This window comes from Streptomyces sp. 2323.1 (genome assembly GCF_900221035.1).
Taxonomy (GTDB): Bacteria; Actinomycetota; Actinomycetes; order Streptomycetales; family Streptomycetaceae; genus Streptomyces; species Streptomyces sioyaensis.
In genome coordinates, this window is the sequence record NZ_LT907981.1 from 4,615,139 (window position 1) to 4,636,046 (window position 20,908).

Here is a 20,908-nt window from a genome sequence, read left to right on the forward strand (position 1 = left end):
GTGAACGAGGTAAGGAGCAGACGCCATCAGGATCGCCCGGGCGAGCAAGAGCACCGCTCGGGTACCGCAGGCCCCAGAATGGAAGGTGGTCCCCGGTCACGCATCCGCGATCCCCGCACCTCCGCCCTCCCAGGTGGACACGCGGAACAAGAAGGCCGGCGCAGTCAGCCGGTAGATGGTGTTGAAAGCTCGGGGCCCGGGTGCCGTACGGCACCCGGGCCCCTCGATGCGTCCCCGAAAGACGAGGTGCTATGCCCCCTAGCAGTTCCCGCCCCACCGACAATCTCGACGACGACGATTACCCCGCCTACACCATGGGCCGGGCCGCCGAAATGATCGGCGCAACCCCCGCCTTCCTCCGCGCCCTCGGCGAAAACCGCCTGATCACCCCGCTGCGCTCCGAAGGCGGCCACCGCCGTTACTCCCGCTACCAGCTGCGCATCGCCGCCCGTGCCCGTGAACTCGTCGACCAGGGCACCAAGATCGAGGATGCCTGCCGCATCGTCATCCTCGAGGACCAGCTCGAAGAAGCCCGACGGATCAACGAGGAACTGCGCTCCCGGGGCTCCGGCTCGCAGCCGAACGCCGCCATGTGAGCAGAGGCGACGTCATGAGGTTGAGCGCGGACCATCGCCGGGAGCGAGCGAGCTGCTGATCTCGGCGACGGCCTCCCGTGAGCAGCACGGTCGCACTGCTGGCGGGTCCGTCCTTGAAGGGGCCGGCCGACGGCTTGGTTGTAGTCGTCGGAGCTTCACAGGTTTCCGGGAGCGCGTCGTCCGGCGGCGGAAGCTGAGCGGTTGTGTGTGCGGGTGGATCCCGAGAGGCAGGTCCGTCTTGGGACTGAATCTCCGTGGCCCGCTCTCTCCTGTGGCCCTTGCCTGATGACTCGTCAGGTACGACGATGTCCCGCGCAAGCTACATGACGCTCCGTCAGATATGGCCGGGAGGGCGTATGGACAGCGCGGACGAGGCGGTGTGGCGGCCCGGGGCGGGGCGGCTGGCGTACGGGATGCAGCTGCCGGTGCAGGCGCAGAGCACGCTCTTCGCGGAGAGCTGGGAGCCGGCAGCGGGGCCCGCGGATCTGGTCGCCGTCGCGCGGGCCGCCGACCATTACGGGTTCGCCTATCTCGCCTGTTGTGAGCACATCGCGATCCCCCGGCGGCTGGCCGAGGCGATGAGCACGGTCTGGTACGACCCGGTCGCCACCCTCGCGCATCTGGCCGCCGTCACCGAGCGGGTGCGGCTGCTCAGCCATGTGGCGGTGGTCGGGCTGAAGCATCCGCTGGCCACGGCCAAGCAGTACGCGACGCTGGACCGGCTCTCCGGGGGGCGGCTGATTCTCGGGGTCGGGGCCGGGCACGTCAGGGAGGAATTCGAGGCGCTCGGGGTGGACTTCGCGCGGCGCGGGGCCGTATTGGACGAGACGGTCGATGCGCTGAAGGTGGCGCTGGGGCCGGAGGAGTTCCCCGTGTTCGCGGGGGAGCGGTTCGCGTTCGAGGGGCTGGGGCAGGCGCCGCGCCCCGTGCAGACGCCGCGGCCGCCGGTCTGGGTGGGCGGCTCCTCGCCCGCCGCCGTACGCCGGGCCGCGGTGCGCGGCGACGGATGGCTGCCGCAGGGCGACCGGCGGGACGAACTGCCCGGGCAGATCGCGAAGCTGCGGCGGCTGAGGGAGGCGGCGGGGATCGAGGCGCCCCTCGTGATCGGCGCCCTTGCCGAGCCGCTGTATGTGGGCGAGCCGCGGTGGGCGGTCGGTCGGCGGACGCTGTCCGGGGCGCCGGAGCGGATCGCGGACTCGCTACGCGAGTACCGGGCGATGGGGGTGGATCAGGTCCAGGTGCGGTTCCGTAGCCGTAGTCGTACCGAACTGACGGATCAGATGGCGGCGTTCGGGGCGGATGTGGCGCCGTTGCTGGGCCCGGCTGACGGCCCGCCCGGACCCGCCCACCGGTAGGAACGCACGTACCTCGCAGGCGGAAGCGCAGGTACTCGCCGGGAGGGGCGCCCGTACCCACCAGCACAAACGCACGTACGCACCAGCACGCACAGACGTACTCACCAGCAGAGGAGTGCAGGCATGGGAAAGCTCGACGGGCGGGTCGTCATCGTTACGGGTGCGGCGCGGGGGCAGGGGGAGCAGGAGGCGCGGCTGTTTGTCGCGGAGGGGGCGCGGGTGCTGCTGGGGGACGTGCTCGACGAGCGGGGGGAGGCGCTCGCCGGGGAGCTGGGGGAGCATGCCGCCCGGTACGTCCATCTGGATGTGACGCGGGAGGCGGACTGGCAGGCCGCTGTGGTCGCTGCCAAGGACACCTTCGGGAAGATCGACGGGCTGGTCAACAACGCCGGGATCCTGCGCTTCAACGAGCTGGTGTCGACGCCCCTGGTGGAGTTCCAGGAGGTGGTGCAGGTCAACCAGGTCGGGTGCTTCCTGGGGATCCGTACCGTCGCGCCGGAGATCGAGACGGCGGGCGGCGGCACGATCGTCAACACGGCCTCGTACACGGCGCTGACGGGCATGGCGTTCGTCGGGGCGTATGCCGCGACCAAGCATGCGGTCCTCGGGCTGACCCGGGTCGCCGCGATGGAGCTGGCGGCCAGGAAGATCCGGGTCAATGCGGTGTGCCCGGGGGCGGTGGACACCCCGATGACCAATCCGGCCGCGCTCGACCCGGCCGTCGACCCCGCCGAGTCGAAGCGGGCCGTCGACGAGCTCTACCAGAAGCTGGTGCCGCTGGGGCGGATCGGGCAGCCGGAGGAGGTCGCCAAGCTGGCGCTCTTCCTGTCGTGCGCGGACTCGTCGTACATCACCGGGCAGCCGTTCGTCATCGACGGGGGCTGGCTGGCGGGGGTCAGCATCATCTGATGTGACGTCAGGTCGTTTCGTGGTGGCCCTTGACGCTCCATGCGCGCGCTGGAACAGTCGGCACATTGAATCTGACGGTACGTCAGAAATAGCCAGGGACGGTGAACCTCCGTGGAATTCGGGCTCTTTGTACAGGGGTACGTGGGCAAGCGGGCCGAGACCGATCCGCTCGCGGAGCACAAGGCGCTGATGGAGGAGACCGAGTACGTCATCCAGGCGGACGCGTCCGGCTTCAAGTACGCCTGGGCGTCCGAGCACCACTTCCTGGAGGAGTATTCGCACCTCTCCGCCAATGACGTCTTCCTCGGCTATCTGGCCCATGCGACCGAGCGGATCCACCTGGGGTCAGGGATCTTCAACCCGCTCGCGCAGGTCAACCACCCGGTGAAGGTCGCCGAGAAGGTCGCCATGCTCGACCACCTCAGCGAAGGGCGCTTCGAATTCGGCAGCGGGCGGGGCGCCGGCAGCCACGAGATCCTGGGGTTCCTGCCGGGCATCACCGATATGAACCACACCAAGGAGATCTGGGAAGAGACCATCGCCGAGTTCCCGAAGATGTGGCTCCAGGAGGAGTACCCCGGGTTCCAAGGCAAACACTGGCAGCTGCCGCCGCGCAAGATCTTCCCCAAGCCGTACGGGGCCTCGCACCCGGCGATGTGGTACGCGGCCGGCTCGCCGTCCTCGTACGCCATGGCGGCGAAGAAGGGCCTGGGCGTCCTCGGCTTCAGCGTGCAGAAGGTCTCCGACATGGAGTGGGTGCTGGAGCAGTACAAGACGGCGATCCGGGACGCCGAGCCGATCGGCGACTTCGTCAACGACAACGTGATGGTGACGTCCACGGCGATCTGCGCCGAGACGCACGACAAGGCGGTGGAGATCGCGGTCAACGGAGGGCTCAACTACCTCCAGTCGCTGGTCTTCCGCTACCACGACACCTTCCCGCGGCCCGACGGCATCCCGGAGTGGCCCGAGCTGCTGCCCGACTACACCGCTGAGGTGATCGAGCTGCTGATCGCCGAGGAGCTGATGATCTGCGGCGACCCGGACGAGGTGCTCGGGCAGTGCCGGCGGTGGGAGCGGGCCGGCGCCGACCAGCTGAGCTTCGGTCTGCCGATCGGGATCTCGTACGAGGACACCATGAACACGATCCGGCTGATCGGTGAGCATGTGATCCCGGAGATCGATACGGATCCGGTGCACCGGACGAGCCGGTTCCGGAAGGCTGCGGGCGGCTGACGGCCGACGGATCGTGCCGCTGAGCAGGCTGTGAGGCCGGGTTCCGCCGAGGAGAAGCCGTGGAGAGGGCCTGGTCCCGCCCGGGCCTGGCCGCTTCCGCCGAGGAGAGGGCCTGGTCCGCCGGGGCCTGGCCGGGTTCCGCCGAGGAGAAGCCGAGGAGACGGCCTGGTCCGCCCGGGCCGGGCCGAGTTCCGCCGAGGAGAAGGGGGCATCGCCCGTGCTCGACCACCTGATCAAGGGCGCGACCGTAGTGGACGGAACGGGCGCGCCCTCGTACGCCGCCGACGTCGGCATCCGGACCGGCCGGATCGCCGTCGTCGCGCCGGCCGGCACCGTCACGGAGAACGCGACGACCAGCGAGGACGCCACCGGGCTGATCCTCGCCCCCGGCTTCGTCGACCCGCACACCCACTACGACGCCCAGCTCTTCTGGGACCCGTACGCGACCCCCTCGCTCAACCACGGGGTGACGACCGTGGCGGGCGGCAACTGCGGGTTCACCCTGGCCCCGCTCCACCCCGGGCGGCCCGCGGACGCCGACTACACCCGCCGGATGATGTCCAAGGTCGAGGGCATGTCCCTGGTGGCGCTGGAAAAGGGTGCGCCCTGGTCGTGGAGCTCGTTCGGCGAGTATCTGGACGCCCTGGAGGGGCGGATCGCCGTCAACGCGGGCTTCATGGTGGGGCATTGCGCGCTGCGCCGCTACGTCATGGGCGAGGACGCCGTCGGCGGCCAGCCCACGCCCGCGCAGCTGGAGCAGATGCTGGCGCTCTTCCACGAGGCGATGGACGCCGGGGCGTGGGGCTTCTCCACCACGCAGTCCGCCACCCACTCCGACGGTGACGGGCGGCCGGTCGCTTCCCGGTACGCCGAGCCGGCGGAACTGCTCGCGCTGGCGCGGGCCGTCGCCGCGCACGAGGGCACCCAGATCGAGGCGATCGTGGCCGGCTGTCTCGACCGCTTCAGCGACGCCGAGATCGAGCTGCTCGTCGAGCTGAGCGCCGCGGCCGGACGCCCGCTGAACTGGAACGTGCTGACGATCGACGCGGCCGTGCCCGGGCGGGTGCCGCGGCAGCTGGTCGCCAGCGAGCGGGCCCGGCAGGCCGGCGGCCGGATCGTGGCCCTGACGATGCCGATCCTCACGCCCATGAACATGTCGCTCGGCACCTTCTGCGCCCTGAACCTGATACCCGGGTGGGGCGACGTGCTGGGCCTGCCCGTGCCCGAGCGGATCGAGCGGCTTCGCGATCCCGGAGTCCGGGACGAGCTGCTGCGGCGGGCGAACAGCAAGGAGGCGGGGGTCTTCCGCCGGCTCGCCCACTTCGGCAGGTATGTCATCGGGGACACCTACTCCACGGCGAACGAGGGCCTGACCGGGCGCGTCGTCGAGGACATCGCGGCCGAACGCGGCCAGGAACCGTTCGCGTGCCTGGTCGAGATCTGCGCCAACGACCAGCTGCGGACGGTGCTGTGGCCGATGCCCAGCGACAACGACCCGGCCTCCTGGGCGCTGCGCGCCGAGACCTGGCAGCACGAGGACGTGCTGCTGGGCGGGTCGGACGCGGGCGCCCATCTGGACCGGATGTGCGGGGCGCCGTACACGACGCGTTTCCTCGGCGACTGTCTGCGGGGCAGGAAGCTGATGGGGCTGGAGCAGGCCGTGAAGATGCTTACCGATGACCCGGCGCAGCTCTTCGGCCTGCGGGAACGGGGCCGCATCGAGGAGGGCTGGCACGCGGACCTGGTCCTCTTCGACCCCGAGCGGATCGACGCGGACAAGGCCACGCTGGTGCACGACCTGCCCGGCGACAGCCCGCGCCTGGACTCCCGGGCGATCGGTATCAACGCGGTGTGGGTCAACGGCGTCGAGGTGATCCGGGAGGACGTGGTGACCGGCGCGGTACCGGGGACCGTGCTGCGCTCGGGGCGGGACACGAGAACGGTGAGCACCAAGTGACGGCCGTGGAAGGGCCTGAGAGCCAGGTGACCGCGGCGGAAGGGCGTGAGCGTCAAGTGACCGCGGTGGAGGGGCGTGAGCGCCAAGTGACCGCGGAGGAGGGGCGTGAGCGCCAAGTGGCCACAGCGGAAGGGCGGGAGCGACAAGTGGCCGCGGCGGAACGGCTGTTCATCGGTGGCGAGTGGGTCGAGCCCGACGGCGGCCATTATGAGGTCATCGATCCGGCGACGGAGGCGGTCGTCGGGCTCGCGCCGGAGGCGAGCCGGGCGCAGGTGTACGAGGCGGCGGCCGCGGCGCGCGCGGCCTTCGGGGCCTGGTCCCGTACGTCGCCGCAGCAGCGCGCCGCAGTCCTCGACCGGGCCGCGGATCTGATGCAGCGGGACTTCGCCGCGCATGCCGAGCTCGCGCAGGCCGAGAGCGGCGCGACGACCGCCACCGCGCGCGGGATGCAGGTCGCGGTGGGGGTGGCGCGCTTCCGGCGGTATGCGAAGGGGGCGCTGGAGCCCGTCGAGCAGGGGCTGCCGCCGCAGATCAACGACGCCGGGCATGGGGGTACCTCCCATGCCCTTAAGGCAATGGGGGAGGGCAAGGCGGGGGTGCTGGGTGCGCTGGCCGTACGGCAGCCGGTCGGGGTCGTCACCTGCATCACCTCGTACAACAACCCCTGGGCGAACCCCGCGGGGAAGATCGCGCCGGCCCTGGCGATGGGCAACACCGTCGTGGTGAAGCCGGCTCCGCAGGACCCGCTGTCGGTGTACCGGATGGCGGCGGCGCTGGCGGAGGCCGGGGTGCCGCCGGGGGTCGTGAACGTCGTCGGCGGGGCCTCGGCGGAGGTCGGTGCGGCGGCCGTCGACTCGCCCGACGTGGACATGGTGAGCTTCACCGGCTCCACGGCCGTCGGCCAGCAGATCGCCGAGGTCTGCGGACGCGGGATGAAGCGCCAGCTCATGGAGTTGGGGGGCAAGGGCGCCGCGGTGGTCTTCGACGATGCGGACCTGGACGCGGCGGTGGCCGGCATCGGCACGACGTACTCCTTCTACAGCGGGCAGATCTGTACGGCGCCGACCCGGGTGATCGCGCAACGAGGGGTGTACGAGGCGCTGGTGGAGCGGCTGGCGCGCTACCTCGCACGGCTGCCGGTCGGCGATCCCCGGGCGCGCGGGACGGTGGTCGGGCCGGTGATCTCGGCCGCGCACCGCGAGCGGGTCGAGTCCTACGTCGAGCTCGGCCGCAAGGAGGGCGCGCGGGTCGTGGCGGGCGGTGAACGGCCCTCCGCTCCGGAGCGCGGTTTCTATGTCGCGCCTACGCTGCTGGCCGACTGCACTCCTGAGATGCGGGTCGTACGGGAGGAGATCTTCGGCCCGGTCGTCGTGGTCGTGCCCTTCGACGAGGAGGACGAGGGGGTGGCGCTGGCCAACGACAGCGACTACGGGCTCATCGACTATGTGTGGTCCGGCGATGTCGCCCGCGCTTTCCGGGTGGCCCGGCAACTGCGGGCCGGCGGGGTCGGGGTGAACACCGTCGGCCGGAACATGGAAGCACCGTTCGGCGGCTTCAAGCGGAGCGGGGTGGGTCGGGACGTGGGCTCGTACGCGTTGCATGCGTATAGCGAGTTGCAGGCGATTGTCTGGGCGGGGTGAGAGCGCGGGCCGGGGCGGTGTGGGGGTGAGGCGGGTGGCCGGGGGCGGTCGGGCGTGAGGCGGGCCGGGGCGGTCGGGTGAGGTGGCGGGCCGGGGTCGGACTCAGGCCCAGCGGCCCACGAAGACCGGGTTGGTCATCGCCGCCATCGGGCCCGGGAGGCCGGGGGTGGTGGAGGGATGGCGGACCTCCGCGCGTATGTAGGCGGCGTTGTCGGGGGTGGTCTGCCAGGTGAGGGTGCCGTCGCCCGACGGGGGCAGCGGGGCCGTATACAGCCGACCCTGGTCCGTGACGAAGGAGGCCGTGCAGCCCGGGGCGCCGGTGACCTTCAGGTGGGCGGTGACCTTGGAGGTGCCTGAGACCTCCAGGCGCTCGGCGATTCCGGCGTGTTCGCCGTGCTCGCCCGTGACGGAGAAGGTCAGGTCGATCTTTGCGGACTCGGCGATCCAGACGCGGCCCGCCCGGATGCCGTCCTGCACTGCGCGGCGGGAGAGGTCGTCGGCGAGCACCACGGTCTGCGGCAGGCCGATGACATCCGGATCGCGGTGGGCGTCGCTGTGGCCGACGGCGGGCAGCCAGTCGGCGCGGCCCTGGACGTGTGCGACCAGGGTGTTGTCCCATTCGGCGAGGGTGACCTCGTCATCGGGGGTGTACGGGCCGTTCCAGACCTCCACCGCATCGGCGTCGTTGAGCCCGAACTTCCAGTTGCAGCCGATGCAGGTGGCGTGCGGATGCGCCGGGATGACCAGACCGCCGGCCCGTCGGACGGCGCGGGCGTACTTGCCGAAGGCGTTGTCGCGGGCCCGGTAGCGCCAGTCGATGAAGACCCCGGGGTCGGTGCCCATCGCCACCACGTGACCGTTGCGGGTGGTGACTTCCTCGCCGGTGAGGATCAGCAGGTCGTCGCCCCACAGCCCTTCCCAGGCGCGGTGGGAGGAGGTGGTGTTGTGCTCGGTGGTGGTGAGGAAGTCCAGCCCGGCGGCGCGGGCCAGCGCGGCGATCTCGGCGGGCGTGCGCTTGCCGTCGGAGTGGACGGAGTGCAGATGGCTGTCCCCGCGGTACCAGGCGCGGCCGCGGCCCCGGGCGCGCTCGGGCGGATACCCGGGAGCCGGGGTGTGGCCCCGCGGGCCGTACCGGACGGTGACCGTGACGTCGTAGGACAGCCCCTGCGGCGCGACGGTGTACGGGCCGAGGGCGATGTGCCAGGTGCCGGCGTTGACGGGGCCCGGGAGGTAGCCGGGGGTGGCCTCGTCGGCACGCAGGAAGAATTCCGTACGCGCCCCGCCCGACCAGCCGCGGAAGCCGGCGCCGCCGAGGTCGGTGCCCCGCTCGTCGAAGATGCCGATGTCGCAGGCGTTGCCGGCCGTGCCCTCGGGGACGGGGGGCTTGTCATAGGTGTAGGAGACGGCGATCTCGCGGACCCCATGGGGCACTTCGACGGGCAGATACACGAAGTCCGGTGCGCCCGTGGGCAGCTGGCCGGTGATCCGCCGGGTCTGCTCAGCCGGCCCGCCGCCGGGCCGCCCGTCCGCGGGCGCTGCGTCGGCGAAGCTCACACGTCCGAGCGTAAGCGCGCCCGTCGCGCCCGCAACCGCTGAAAGTCTCAGAACCTCGCGTCGTTCCATCCCCGCCCCCCGTGTCGTATGGAGTCCGTTCCGTGTCGCTGCGCGGCCGGCTCGTTGCGCCGCGTGAAAACTGTTGTACGCGGGTGCGACACGGAGCGAAAGGGCTGTGGATAACCGTTGGCCGGTGAGGCACCATGCGGTCACCCACACGTCTGACGGAGGTTTCCCCACCATGCGGATCGCGACCACGATCTTCCTGACGGACGAGACGATCCGGCCGGACCGGCTGGGCCGCGAGCTGGAGCAGCGCGGATTCGCCGGGCTCTATCTCCCCGAGCACACCCATATCCCCGTCAGCCGCGACACTCCCGCCCCCATGGGCGACCCCCTGCCTCGCGAATACGGCCGCACCCTCGACCCGTTCATCGCGCTCTCCCAGGCCGCCGCGGTCACCGAGCGGCTCGCCCTGGGCACCGGCATCACCCTCGTCGGCCAGCACGATCCGGTCGCCCTCGCCAAGCAGATCGCCACTCTCGACTTCCTCTCCGGGGGCCGCTTCACCCTCGGCATCGGCTACGGATGGAACGTCGAGGAGGCCGCCGACCACGGGGTGGAGTGGTCGACCCGGCGCGAGCTGACCCGTGACCGGGTGGCGCTGATGCGCGCCCTGTGGGCCGAGGAACCCACCGCGTACCAGGGAGAATTCGGCTCCGTACGGGCGTCCTTCGCCCACCCCAAGCCGGTGCACGGGGCGCCGCGCATCCTGCTCGGCGGCGGGGCCGGGCCCAAGCTCTTCGGGCAGATCGCGGACTACGCGGACGGATGGCTGCCGATCGGCGGGCGGGGACTGGCCGAGACCGTGCCGGTGCTGCGGCAGGCGTGGACGGACGCCGGGCGCACCGGTGAGCCGGTGGTGGTGCCGTACGCGGTCCGCCCCTCGCCCGGGAAGCTGGCGCACTACCGCGAGCTGGGCCTCGGCGAAGTGGTCCTGCAACTGCCGCCGGCCGGTGAGGCGGAAGTACTGCGGACGCTCGATGATTTCGCGCAGTATCTGTGACGCGGCAGTACCTGTGACGCAGGGGAGCGAGGCGTAAGGGAGGGGTGACGGTGGGTGCGTCGCGGTGCCGGGGATGGCGGCGTGAGGTCGCCTGCCGGGCGTCGGGGACGGGAGCGTGAGGGCCGCCTACCGGGGCGACGGAAGGGGAGCGCGAGCGGCGCCCACCAGGCGACGGGGACCACGAGGCCACGTCCTAGGACCATCGGCGTACGGGCCCCTGCCCAGGTCGATACCGAAGGATGTTCCGGGTCCGCCCGTCCGGTCGTAGCGTCGAAGGTGAGGACCCCGCCGATCGGCGATGCAGCGGATCGGCGGGCCGAAGGAGACCGGTCAGCGGCCCCGGAAGAGCGACGGCCCGGCCTGATCCGGCGGCGGATCGGGGGCGGCCTCGTCGCTCGCGGGACCAGAGAGATCAAGGAGATCCCATGCCCCGCCTCGACCACACGATCGTGCACAGCACCGACCGGTTCGCCTCCGCCAGGTTCCTGGCAGATCTTCTCGGCGCGCCCGAACCGAAGGCGTACGGCCCCTTCGCCGCGCTCAAGCTCGACAACGGGGTGGCCCTCGATTACGCCGAGCACGTCGCCGGCGGCCGCGAGTTCGTCCCCACGCACTATGCGTTCCTGGTGACCGAGGAGGAGTTCGACGCGATCTTCGCGCGCATACAGGAGCGTGAACTGTCCTACTGGGCCGACCCCCTGCACACCAGGCCGCAGGAGATCAACACCCTGGACGGCGGCCGGGGTCTCTACCTCAACGACCCCGACGGTCACAACATGGAGTTCCTGACCCGGACGTACTCCGACGAGCTGCTGGCCAGTATGTAGGCGTGCGGCGAGCCGCCACCGGGAAGTGCCCCCTGGGGGCTCGGACGGAACCTCCGCCCGTAGTGATCAGCGGCACACGGACCGCCCGTTCTCCCGCGGCGGCGCTGTCGGTGGGCGCTCGTATCCTCGGAGAATGACTTCCAGCGCGCAGGGACCTGACCAGGCATCCGACCGAGGGACCGACCGCGAGACGACTTCCGGACCCGCCCAGCCGGGCCGGCCCACGGCGAACGCGATGCGCCGCGCGCTCAAGCGGGCCCGCGACGGAGTGGCGCTGGACGCCGACGAGGCCGCGGTGCTGCTGCAGGCCCGCGGCGAGGACCTGAAGGACCTGTGCGCCTCCGCGGCCCGGGTGCGGGACGCCGGCCTGGAGGCCGCGGGCCGCCCCGGAGTCATCACCTATTCGCGCGGTGTCTTCATCCCCCTGACGCGACTGTGCCGGGACACGTGCCACTACTGCACGTTCGTCACCGTCCCCGGCAAGCTGCGACGGGGTGGCCACGGGATGTTCATGTCGCCCGACGAGGTGCTGGACATCGCCCGCCGCGGCGCCGAAATGGGCTGCAAGGAGGCCCTGTTCACGCTCGGCGACAAGCCGGAGGACCGCTGGCCCGAGGCCCGCGAGTGGCTGGAGGCGCACGGCTACGAGGACACGCTCTCCTATGTCCGCGCCATGGCCATCCGCGTCCTGGAGGAGACCGGTCTGCTGCCGCACCTCAACCCCGGTGTGCTGTCCTGGACGGACTTCCAGCGGCTCAAGCCCGTGGCCCCCTCCTTGGGGATGATGCTGGAGACGACCGCCGAGCGTCTGTGGAGCGAGCCCGGCGGTCCGCACCACGGATCACCCGACAAGGAACCGGCCGTCCGGCTGCGCGTCCTGGAGGACGCCGGCCGCTCCAACGTCCCCTTCACCACGGGGCTGCTCATCGGCATCGGCGAGACATACGAGGAGCGCGCCGAGTCCCTCTTCGCGCTGCGCCGCATCCAGCGCGCGTACCACGGCATCCAGGAACTGATCATGCAGAACTTCCGCGCCAAGCCGGACACGGCGATGCGCGGCATGCCGGACGCCGAACTGGAGGAACTGGCCGCGACGATCGCGGTGGCCCGGCACATCATGGGCCCCTCGACCCGCATCCAGGCGCCGCCCAACCTCGTCGACGGCGAGTATGCGCTGCTCATCGGCGCCGGGATCGACGACTGGGGCGGCGTCTCCCCGCTGACCCTCGACCATGTCAACCCCGAGCGTCCCTGGCCGCAGATCGAGGAGCTGACCGAGCGCTGCGCCGCCGCCGGCTTCGAACTGCGCGAACGGCTCCCCATCTACCCGGAGTTCCTCCAGCGCGGCGAACCCTGGCTCGACCCCCGTCTGCTGCCGCACGTCCGCGCCCTCGCCGACCCGGAGACGGGCCTGGCCGTGGAGGACGCCCCCGTAGTGGGCCGTCCCTGGCAGGAGCCCGATGAGGGCTTCACGATGAGCTCCTCGGGCCGTACGGACCTGCACCACACCATCGACACCGAGGGCCGCACCACCGACCGCCGCGACGACTTCGACGAGGTCTACGGCGACTGGGAGGCGCTGCGCGAGGCCGCCGCCCCCGGGATGGTGCCGGAACGCCTCGACGCCGATGTACGACAGGCGCTGTCCCAGGCCGCCGACGACCCCATCAAGCTCACGGACGCCGAAGCGCTGGCGCTGCTGCACGCCGACGGGCCCGCGCTGGACGCCCTCTGCACGATCGCCGACGAGCTGCGCCGCGCCACGGTGGGCGACGACGTCACCTACATCGTCACCAGGAACATCAACTTCACCAACGTCTGCTACACCGGCTGCCGCTTCTGCGCGTTCGCCCAGCGCCGCACCGACGCCGACGCCTACACCCTCTCCCTCTCCCAGGTCGCCGACCGTGCCCAGCAGGCCTGGGACGTGGGCGCGGTGGAGGTGTGCATGCAGGGCGGCATCCACCCCGATCTGCCCGGCACCGCGTACTTCGACATCGCACGCGCCGTCAAGGAACGCGTCCCCGGGATACATGTGCACGCCTTCTCGCCCATGGAGGTCGTCAACGGCGCCACGCGTACCGGGCTGTCGATCCGCGACTGGCTGACCGAGGCCAGGGCCGCCGGCCTGGGCTCGCTCCCCGGCACCGCCGCCGAGATCCTAGACGACGAGGTCCGCTGGATCCTCACCAAGGGCAAGCTGCCCGCCGCCACCTGGGTCGAGGTCATCAAGACCGCCCATGAGCTGGGCATCCGCTCGTCCTCGACGATGATGTACGGCCATGTCGACCAGCCGCGCCACTGGCTGGGGCATCTGCGTCTGCTGGCGCAGATCCAGCAGGAGACCGGCGGCTTCACGGAGTTCGTCACCCTCCCCTTCATCCACACCAACGCCCCCGTCTATCTCGCCGGCATCGCCCGCCCCGGCCCCACCACACGGGACAACCGCGCGGTGACGGCCATGGCCCGGGTGCTGCTGCATCCGCACATCACCAACATCCAGACCAGCTGGGTCAAGCTCGGCACGGAGGGCGCCGCCGAGATGCTCCGCTCCGGCGCCAACGACCTGGGCGGCACCCTGATGGAGGAGACCATCTCCCGTATGGCGGGTTCGAGTTACGGCTCCTACCGCTCCATCCAGGACCTCATCGCCATCGCCGACCTGGCCGGCCGCCCGGCCCGCCCGCGCACCACGACGTACGGCCCGGTCCCCGAGGAACGCCGGACCGCCGCCCTCGCGTCGGACGGCCATCTGCCGGAGCTGCTGCCGGTCGTGGAGTAGACGGGGAGTGGGGCAGGGGCGGCCCCGGGCGCATGTCTCGTCTCGTCCGCCCGGCGCCTGCCCCGTCAGCCGAAGTCGGCGATGTGGTCGGCGACCCAGTCGCGAAAGGTGCGCGCCGGTGTGCCCGTGACGGCCTCGATCGTGCCGGTGGTGACGGGGCGGGGGGCGGCCAGCATGCCGGCGTGACCGTCGAGAAGTGCGTCCACGAACGCGTCGGGGAAGCCGTCATCGGCCAGGAGTTGCTGCCGGGCCGCCTCGCGGGACAGTTCCTCCCAGCGGAGCGGGCGGCCCAGCACCTCGCCGATCGTGCGGACCTGTTCCACCTGGGTGAGGACATCGGGGCCGGTCAGCGCGTAGGCCGCGCCGTCATGTCCGTCCTCGGCCAGGGCTCGCACCGCCACGGCCGCGATGTCCGCCTCGTGCAGCAGGGCCATCGGGACCGCCCCGTAGGCGCCCCGTACGACATCGCCGGTGCGGAGCTGACCGGCCCACCACAGGGTGTTGGCCGCGAAGGTGGCCGGCCGCAGATGCGTCCACCGGAGCCCGGACCGCTCGATGAGCTGCTCGACGGCCGCATGCGACCGGCCCACCGGATGCGGCTGCCGCTCGGCGGCGACCCCGTCCACTACGGCGCCGGAGGACAGCAGCACCACCCGGTCGGCGTGCCGCCGGATCGCCTCCACGACGGCGGCGGCCGGTCCGGCGCTGTGGAAGGGCCACAGGAGAAACACGGCGGACACCCCACGCAGAGCCTCCTCCAGCGCCGCAGGGGTGGACAGGCCGCCCCGCCGTACCTCGACTCCGTCGGGCAGCCGCGCTGTGCCCGGGGTCCGGGTCAGCGCGCGGACCTCCCCCGTGCCGGCGGCCAGCAGTTGGGACACCACCTGCCTGCCCACCTTTCCGGTCGCTCCCGTGACGAGGGTCCTGCCCTGGGTGGCCATTCGCGCTCCTTGTCCGATGCCTCCCGCCTGTGCCGGTATCTCCGTCGCCCGGGATGCCCTGCCACGATCGACGGGCAGGGCGGAATGGGCCATCCGGCACCGGGAAATTGCAGAAAACCGTCATCTCTTATGCTGCGCCGATGAAAAGGGTCACCCTGGACGAGGTCGACAGGGGGCTGGTGCACGCCCTGCAGATCGACGGCCGCGCGGCGTTCCGCACCGTCGGCGAGGTGCTCGGCGTCTCGGAGAACACGGTGAGCCGCCGCTACCGCCGGCTGCGCGCGCACGGGGTGCTGCGGGTTGCCGGCGTGGTCAACGGCGTCCCGCTCGGCCACACCTCCTGGACGCTGCGGCTGCAGTGCCCCCCGGATGCGGCCGAGTCCCTCGCCACCGCCCTGGCCGCGCGGTCCGACATCTCGTTCGTGTACCTGCTGTCCGGGGGCACGGAAATTTCCTGCAATGTCCAGACGCCGTCCGCAGCCGACCGGGACGCTCTTCTCCTGCAGAAGCTCCCGAGGACCGGCCGGGTCACCGCGGTCTCCGCGCATCTGCTGTTGCGGGCGACGGCGCTGCCGTACACCTGGGCGGGCGCCGCCTGCCTCACCGCGGAACAGGCACAGCGACTGCGGCCGCCCGCGCCGTCGCCCGCGGCCGACCCCGTGGCGCTGGACGCACACGACCGCGCGATGCTGGACGTCCTCGCCCGCGACGGCCGGGCCGGATACCGCGAACTCGGCGCCGTCGCCCGCGTCGCGGACTCCACCGCCAAGCGCCGTCTGGACGCCCTGCGCCGCGCCGGGATCCTCACCTACGCCGTCGACATCGCACCGGCGGCGCTGGGCTTCCCCACCGAGGCCCGCCTGTGGATGTCCGTCCCTCCTGCCGCGCTCGCCAGGACCGCCGACGCCGTGGCGCAGCACCCGGAGGTCTCGTTCGCCGCCATGACCACCGGGCCCAGCAATCTCGTGGCCGCCGTCAACTGCCGTGACGCCGACGGTCTTTCCCGCTACCTCACCGAACGCGTGGGGGCGCTGGACGCCGTACGGTCCCTGGAGTCGGCACCGGTGATCCGCACCCTCAAACGCAGCGGTGCCCCGCTGTCCGCCGGCCGCTGACGACGGCGGGGCCGTGCCACGAGGCCGGCCGCGGACGCCGCAAAAACGGACGCGGCGCCACGGCCGGGCCCCCTACTCGCCGCCCTCGTACTCGGCTTCGTGCTGCAGGATGCACTGCTGCCACTGCGACAGTGCCTCCTCGCGGTCCCCTCCGCTGTCCTGGGCGGCGACGATCAGCGCGTCGGCGGCCATCGCGGCAAGCCGTACGGCGATATGGCAGACATCGCTCTGGGGGAGCGGACGGAGCAGTTCCACCGCGCCGTCGCTGTCTCCGGAGAGCGCGGAGGCGACAACGGCCATGGTGGTGCGATCCCACTCGTACTCGGACATGGGGACAGCATGCCCAGCGCACACCGCCGCCATGGTCGAACGGATGAGCCCCCTGCTGGGGCTGGACGGGCCGGAGGGGTGGATGGGGCGTTCGCCCGCCGAACCTGCCCGCTGAACCTCCTCGCTCAACCCGCCCATGGCATCCCGGCTGCCGCGGCCCGGCCCCCGTCAGCCCAGTTCGCGGATCGGACTCCCCGCCAGGAAGGCGGTGATGTCCTCGACGGCCTGCTGGAAGTAGCCCTCGTAGTTGCGGCGGGTGACATAGCCGAGGTGGGGGAGGGCGAGCACGTTCGGGAGGGTGCGCAGCGGGTGGCCGGCGGGCAGCGGCTCCTGGTCGAAGACGTCCAGGCCGGCGCCGGCGATCCAGTTCTCGCGCAGCGCCCGCAGCAGCGCGGGCTGGTCGACGATGGCGGCGCGGGAGGTGTTGACGAGGTGGGCCGTGGGCCGCATCCGGCGGAGCTCGTCCGCGCCGACCAGGCCGCGGGTACGGTCGCTGAGGACGAGGTGTACGGAGACGAAGTCGCCGGTCTCCAGGAGCTCTTCCTTGGTGGCGGCGAGCCGGACGCCCGCCTCCGCCGCGCGCTCGGCGGTCAGATTCCGGCTCCAAGCTGTCACATTCATGCCGAAGGCCTGGCCGATCCGGGCGACCCTGGTGCCGATCTTGCCCAGTCCGAGCAGCCCGAGCGTGCGGCCGTGCAGATCGGCACCGAGCGTGCTCTGCCAGGGCCCGTCGGCGCGCATCGCGGCGCTCTCGGTGACGAAGTTGCGGGCGAGGCCCAGGATCAGCGCCCAGGTCAGTTCGACGGGCGGCTCGGTGTTGCTGGCGGTGCCGCAGACGGTGACGCCGTGCCGGGCGGCGGCTTCCAGGTCGATGGCGGCATTGCGCATCCCGGACGTGACCAGCAGCCGGAGACGGGGCAGCCGCGCCAGGAGCGAGGCGGGGAACGGGGTGCGCTCGCGCATCGCGACGACGATCTCGCAGTCGCCGATCGCCGCGATCACCTCGTCCTCGGAGCCGAAGGGCCGCCGCAGCGTACGGACGTCCACGTCGCTCGCCAATACGGACCAGTCGGCCATCGAGCGGGCGATGTCCTGGTAGTCGTCGAGTACGGCGCAGCGCCACGTCATGCGGATTCTCCTGGGAGGGTGGGGCGGACGGCCAAGGTGGCCGGATGGTGCTCATCGGGACCGTACCGGCCAAAAGCCTCCTTGTGAGTGACTATTCGCATTACTCTCCTGCGCAAAAATTGATCAATCCTGAACGATTACAGTGCTCTCCCGGGGGGCCTGTGCTAGGCCCCGGAACGCAGTGAGCTTCGGGAGGCGCAGTGAGCGCAGCGGGAGGCGGCGCCATCTGGGGGCGCGCGGAACAGCAGGACTTCCGCAGCCGGGTGCGCGGCTGCCTGCTCGGCGGCGCCATCGGTGACGCGCTCGGCGCCGGCATCGAATTCGACTCGCTCGACGCGATCCGTGCGGCGCACGGCCAGGAGGGCGTCACGGATCTCGTGCCCGCCTTCGGGCGGCGCGGCGCGGTCACCGACGACACCCAGATGACCCTGTTCACCGTGGACGGACTGATCCGGGCCCAGGTCCGCCGCGACACCGGGGCCTGGCATCCGCCCACCGACGTCCACCGCGCCTATCTGCGCTGGGCCGCCACCCAGCGCGACTGGGGCCCGGACGAGCGCAAGAAGGAGGACGGCTGGCTCGCCCGCGAGGAGTGGCTCTACTCCCGCCGCGCGCCCGGCCGGGCCTGCCTGAGCGGACTCGGCGACGAGGTGATGGGCACGCTGGAGGCGCCCAAGAACCCGGACTCGAAGGGCTGCGGCGCGGTGATGCGCTCCGCGCCGTTCGGGCTGCTGGTCGGCTGGGAGCCGCAGCTGGTCTTCCAGCTCGCCGCCGAGTGCGCCGCCCAGACGCACGGCCATCCCACCGGCTACCTGGCGGCCGGCGCCTTCGCGGTCATCAGCCATTCGCTGGCCCGCGGCGAGGTGCTCGACGGCGCCGTGCAGAAGGCGTTGGCGCATCTGGCCACCCGCCCGGGCCACGAGGAGACCTCCGACGCCCTCAAGCGTGCGCTCGGCGCCGTACGGCAGGGGATGCCGACGCCCGCCCGGGTGGAGTCGCTGGGCGAGGGCTGGACGGCCGAGGAGGCGCTGGCGATCGGGGTGTACTGCGCACTGGTCGCCGAGGACCTCCGGCACGGCCTGCTGCTCGCCGTCAATCACGGCGGCGACAGCGACTCCACCGGCTCCATCTGCGGCAATCTGCTGGGCACCCTGCACGGCGAGACGGCGCTGCCGCCGGACTGGCTGGTCGAGCTGGAGGGCCGGGAGACGATCCTGCAGATGGCCGACGACTTCTCGATGGAGATGACGCAGGGGGCCGCGCTGCACGGCCCGGCCGGATCGGCGCCGGGGTGGCTGGCCCGGTACCCGAGGGCGTAGGACGCACTCCGGCTGCCTACCGCATCAGCTCGCCCGCATTGACCAGCAGCGACTGGCCCGTGATGGCGCGCGCCCGGTCGGAGGCCAGAAAGACCGCGGTCTCGGCCACATCCGCGTCCGTCGCCAGGTCGGGCAGCGCCATCCGCGCGGTGAGCCGGTCGCGCACCTCGGACTCCGGGACGCCCTCGGTGTGCGCCTGAAGCCGTACGTACGCCTCCACCGGCGGGCCCCACATCCACCCCGGCTGCACGGTGTTGACCCGGATCCGGTCCGGTCCCAGCTCGCGCGCCAGTGAGTACATGGCCGAGACCAGCCCGCCCTTGGAGGCCGCATACGCCGCCTGCTGCACCTGCGAGGGCGCGGCGACCGACGACTGGGTGCCGATCATCACCACCGACCCGCCGCCGCGCGCCGTGAGCGACGGCAGACAGGCGCGGGTCATCCGCAGCGTGCCGAAGAGATTGACGTCCACGACGCGGCGCCAGGAGTCGAAGTCGGCGTCCCGCAGGCCCCCGAAGAGCGAGTCCAGCGCGGCGACATGGATCACCGCGTCGATCCCGCCGAACCGCGCCACGGCCAGTGCGGCCAGCTCCGCGCACTGTGCCTCGTCCGCGATATCGGTCGCCCGCCAGGCCGTCCGTTCGCCCGAAGGGTCCAGCTGGGCCGCCGACTTGGCGAGGTTCGCCGCCGTGCGGGCGCCCAGCACCACCGAGGCGCCGTCCCGCAGACAGGCCGCCACGACCTGATGGCCGAGCCCGGCCCCTACGCCCGAGACGACGACGGTCTTGTTCCGCAGCAGCATGCGCGCCTCCCGGCCGGGCCGCCCCGTGCATCTGATGGGGCGTCAGAATAGGGGCGCGGGTGTGGGAAGGCCAGAGCCCGTCCGCTCCCCGGGGCACGTAGGCAGCCTCCCCCCGCCCCGCTCACCCCTCCCGGTGCGCCTGCCCCAGCGCCTCCTTCAACCGGCCGAGCCCTTCGCGTATCTCCTCCGGGGCGTGCGTCACGAATGACAGCCGGGCGGCCGTGGCGTCCGGCGTCCCGGCGAAGAACGGTGCCCCGGGGACGTAGGCGACATCGTGCCGCACCACCTCCGGCAGCAGCGCCGTGGCGTCATACCCCTCGGGCAGTGTCGCCCACACGAACATTCCGCCCGCCGGACGGTTCCACCGCGAGCCCGCGGGCAGGGCCTCGGACAGCCCGTCGACCAGCGCATCCCGCCGCTCGTGGTAGGCCGTGCGGACCCGCACCAGATGCGCGTCCAGATCCGCGACCGCCAGATACCGTGCCGCGGCGGCCTGGTCGACGGTGGACGTGTGCAGATCGGCGGCCTGCTTGGCGATGACGCAGGCACGCCGCAGCGCGGCCGGTGCGCGCAGCGACCCCAGCCGCAGACCGGGCGCCATCACCTTGGAGAACGAGCCGAGCAGCGCCGTACGGTCCTCGGCCCCGGGGAAGGAGGCGACCCACGGCACCGGCTCGCCCTCGAACCGCAGCTCGCCGTACGGATCGTCCTCGGCTATCCACAGCCCGCGCCGGGCGGCGACCTCGGCCACCGCGGCCCGGCGCTCGGCGGACAGCGTGCGGCCGGTCGGATTCTGGAAGGTCGGTACGACGTACAGCAGCTTGGGCCGCTCGCGCGCGGTGATCTCGTCCAGCGCGGCCGGGTCCAGGCCCTCGTCATCGGTCGGCACCGGCACCACCCGGGCACCGGCGAGGGAGAAGATCTGCAGCGCGGCGAGGTAGCAGGGGTCCTCGACCAGCACCACATCGCCCGGCTCCAGCAGGGCCGTGGCCAGCAGCGTCAGGCCCTGCTGGGAGCCGGTGGTCACGATCAGGTCGTCGGCGTCCGTGGCCAGTCCGCGCGCGGTGGTACGCGCCGCGACGGCCGCCCGCAGCTCCGGATTTCCCTCACTCGTGGAGTACTGCAGGGCGCGCGACGGGTCCTCGGCGAGCACCTGGGCAAAGGCGGCCGCGATGCCCGCCGCATCGAACAGCTCGGGCGCGGGCAGCCCGCCCGCGAACGAGATGACCTCGGGCCGCGCGGTGAGCGCCAGAATCTCGCGCACGGGCGAACCGCCGGTCCGCGCCGCACGGGCGGCGAGCCCGGGGACGGGGGCGCCTGCATGGCCAAGTAGTGCGTCCGGCATGGCGAC

General features: G+C 72.0%; 17 protein-coding genes. 11 read left to right on the forward strand and 6 right to left on the reverse strand.

The features are described from left to right. Window positions 1-251: 251 nt before the first annotated feature. The 6 genes from CPH93_RS19890 (at window position 252) to CPH93_RS19915 (ending at window position 7,693) form a co-directional block, all read left to right on the forward strand. On the forward strand, window positions 252-596 hold the full coding sequence (locus CPH93_RS19890) for a MerR family transcriptional regulator (protein ID WP_093483735.1): 345 nt from the start codon (window positions 252-254) through the stop codon (window positions 594-596). Between the two features lie 356 nt (window positions 597-952). Then, window positions 953-1,951 (forward strand): TIGR03619 family F420-dependent LLM class oxidoreductase, encoded by a 999-nt coding sequence (locus CPH93_RS19895; protein ID WP_096213592.1) that lies wholly within the window; start codon window positions 953-955, stop codon window positions 1,949-1,951. A gap of 123 nt (window positions 1,952-2,074) precedes the next feature. Beyond that, window positions 2,075-2,860, forward strand: coding sequence for an SDR family NAD(P)-dependent oxidoreductase (locus CPH93_RS19900; protein ID WP_096213593.1), 786 nt, complete (start codon window positions 2,075-2,077; stop codon window positions 2,858-2,860). Between the two features lie 111 nt (window positions 2,861-2,971). Further along, complete coding sequence (locus CPH93_RS19905; protein WP_096213594.1) at window positions 2,972-4,096, forward strand: LLM class flavin-dependent oxidoreductase; 1,125 nt, start codon at window positions 2,972-2,974, stop codon at window positions 4,094-4,096. 217 nt (window positions 4,097-4,313) lie between these two features. Next, entirely contained in the window at window positions 4,314-6,053 is a 1,740-nt protein-coding gene (locus CPH93_RS19910) for an N-acyl-D-amino-acid deacylase family protein (RefSeq protein ID WP_096213595.1), read from the forward strand. Between the two features lie 146 nt (window positions 6,054-6,199). After that, window positions 6,200-7,693 carry an aldehyde dehydrogenase family protein gene (locus CPH93_RS19915; RefSeq protein WP_093483731.1) on the forward strand — a complete coding sequence of 498 codons (1,494 nt, stop codon included), beginning with the start codon at window positions 6,200-6,202 and terminating at the stop codon, window positions 7,691-7,693. 102 nt (window positions 7,694-7,795) lie between these two features. On the opposite strand, the gene CPH93_RS19920 is transcribed toward CPH93_RS19915, so the two are convergent. After that, window positions 7,796-9,316 carry a CehA/McbA family metallohydrolase gene (locus CPH93_RS19920; RefSeq protein WP_173909844.1) on the reverse strand — a complete coding sequence of 507 codons (1,521 nt, stop codon included), beginning with the start codon at window positions 9,314-9,316 and terminating at the stop codon, window positions 7,796-7,798. Window positions 9,317-9,488: 172 nt separating this feature from the next. Between CPH93_RS19920 and CPH93_RS19925 the strand changes: the two genes are divergently transcribed. From CPH93_RS19925 to CPH93_RS19935, 3 genes are all read left to right on the forward strand, one after another. After that, window positions 9,489-10,313, forward strand: coding sequence for a TIGR03619 family F420-dependent LLM class oxidoreductase (locus tag CPH93_RS19925; RefSeq protein WP_096213596.1), 825 nt, complete (start codon window positions 9,489-9,491; stop codon window positions 10,311-10,313). Between the two features lie 425 nt (window positions 10,314-10,738). Further along, a complete protein-coding gene (locus CPH93_RS19930) occupies window positions 10,739-11,140 on the forward strand; it encodes a VOC family protein (protein WP_093483728.1) in 402 nt (133 codons plus the stop codon). Between the two features lie 133 nt (window positions 11,141-11,273). After that, window positions 11,274-13,922, forward strand: coding sequence for a bifunctional FO biosynthesis protein CofGH (locus CPH93_RS19935; protein ID WP_096213597.1), 2,649 nt, complete (start codon window positions 11,274-11,276; stop codon window positions 13,920-13,922). Between the two features lie 65 nt (window positions 13,923-13,987). On the opposite strand, the gene CPH93_RS19940 is transcribed toward CPH93_RS19935, so the two are convergent. Next, on the reverse strand, window positions 13,988-14,863 hold the full coding sequence (locus CPH93_RS19940) for an NAD(P)H-binding protein (RefSeq protein ID WP_096213598.1): 876 nt from the start codon (window positions 14,861-14,863) through the stop codon (window positions 13,988-13,990). Between the two features lie 140 nt (window positions 14,864-15,003). On the opposite strand from CPH93_RS19940, the gene CPH93_RS19945 reads away from it, so the two are divergent. Beyond that, the gene (locus CPH93_RS19945; RefSeq protein ID WP_096213599.1) at window positions 15,004-15,978 is read left to right on the forward strand and encodes an Lrp/AsnC family transcriptional regulator; all 975 of its coding nucleotides are present in this window, start codon (window positions 15,004-15,006) and stop codon (window positions 15,976-15,978) included. A gap of 72 nt (window positions 15,979-16,050) precedes the next feature. On the opposite strand, the gene CPH93_RS19950 is transcribed toward CPH93_RS19945, so the two are convergent. Then, complete coding sequence (locus tag CPH93_RS19950; RefSeq protein ID WP_040900550.1) at window positions 16,051-16,308, reverse strand: hypothetical protein; 258 nt, start codon at window positions 16,306-16,308, stop codon at window positions 16,051-16,053. A gap of 168 nt (window positions 16,309-16,476) precedes the next feature. After that, on the reverse strand, window positions 16,477-17,436 hold the full coding sequence (locus CPH93_RS19955; protein WP_096213600.1) for a D-2-hydroxyacid dehydrogenase family protein: 960 nt from the start codon (window positions 17,434-17,436) through the stop codon (window positions 16,477-16,479). Between the two features lie 200 nt (window positions 17,437-17,636). Here CPH93_RS19955 and CPH93_RS19960 point away from each other — a divergent pair, with 200 nt between their 5' ends. Next, complete coding sequence (locus CPH93_RS19960) at window positions 17,637-18,755, forward strand: ADP-ribosylglycohydrolase family protein (RefSeq protein WP_093483723.1); 1,119 nt, start codon at window positions 17,637-17,639, stop codon at window positions 18,753-18,755. A gap of 16 nt (window positions 18,756-18,771) precedes the next feature. Here CPH93_RS19960 and CPH93_RS19965 read toward each other — a convergent pair whose 3' ends face one another. Continuing rightward, window positions 18,772-19,557, reverse strand: a complete 786-nt coding sequence (locus CPH93_RS19965) for an SDR family oxidoreductase (protein ID WP_093483722.1) — start codon at window positions 19,555-19,557, stop codon at window positions 18,772-18,774. A 121-nt stretch (window positions 19,558-19,678) separates the two neighbouring features. Beyond that, a complete protein-coding gene (locus CPH93_RS19970; protein WP_093488785.1) occupies window positions 19,679-20,902 on the reverse strand; it encodes an aminotransferase-like domain-containing protein in 1,224 nt (407 codons plus the stop codon). Between the last annotated feature and the right edge of the window lie 6 nt (window positions 20,903-20,908).

What these genes read in the sequence shown, in the direction of transcription:
- CPH93_RS19970 (WP_093488785.1), bottom strand. Translation starts at nt 20,902, where the DNA reads ATGCCGGACGCACTACTTGGCCATGCAGGCGCCCCCGTCCCCGGGCTC.
- CPH93_RS19920 (WP_173909844.1), bottom strand. Translation starts at nt 9,316, where the DNA reads ATGGAACGACGCGAGGTTCTGAGACTTTCAGCGGTTGCGGGCGCGACG.
- CPH93_RS19965 (WP_093483722.1), bottom strand. Translation starts at nt 19,557, where the DNA reads ATGCTGCTGCGGAACAAGACCGTCGTCGTCTCGGGCGTAGGGGCCGGG.
- CPH93_RS19945 (WP_096213599.1), top strand. Translation starts at nt 15,004, where the DNA reads ATGAAAAGGGTCACCCTGGACGAGGTCGACAGGGGGCTGGTGCACGCC.
- CPH93_RS19900 (WP_096213593.1), top strand. Translation starts at nt 2,075, where the DNA reads ATGGGAAAGCTCGACGGGCGGGTCGTCATCGTTACGGGTGCGGCGCGG.
- CPH93_RS19935 (WP_096213597.1), top strand. Translation starts at nt 11,274, where the DNA reads ATGACTTCCAGCGCGCAGGGACCTGACCAGGCATCCGACCGAGGGACC.
- CPH93_RS19895 (WP_096213592.1), top strand. Translation starts at nt 953, where the DNA reads ATGGACAGCGCGGACGAGGCGGTGTGGCGGCCCGGGGCGGGGCGGCTG.
- CPH93_RS19930 (WP_093483728.1), top strand. Translation starts at nt 10,739, where the DNA reads ATGCCCCGCCTCGACCACACGATCGTGCACAGCACCGACCGGTTCGCC.
- CPH93_RS19925 (WP_096213596.1), top strand. Translation starts at nt 9,489, where the DNA reads ATGCGGATCGCGACCACGATCTTCCTGACGGACGAGACGATCCGGCCG.
- CPH93_RS19890 (WP_093483735.1), top strand. Translation starts at nt 252, where the DNA reads ATGCCCCCTAGCAGTTCCCGCCCCACCGACAATCTCGACGACGACGAT.
- CPH93_RS19950 (WP_040900550.1), bottom strand. Translation starts at nt 16,308, where the DNA reads ATGTCCGAGTACGAGTGGGATCGCACCACCATGGCCGTTGTCGCCTCC.
- CPH93_RS19940 (WP_096213598.1), bottom strand. Translation starts at nt 14,863, where the DNA reads ATGGCCACCCAGGGCAGGACCCTCGTCACGGGAGCGACCGGAAAGGTG.
- CPH93_RS19955 (WP_096213600.1), bottom strand. Translation starts at nt 17,436, where the DNA reads ATGACGTGGCGCTGCGCCGTACTCGACGACTACCAGGACATCGCCCGC.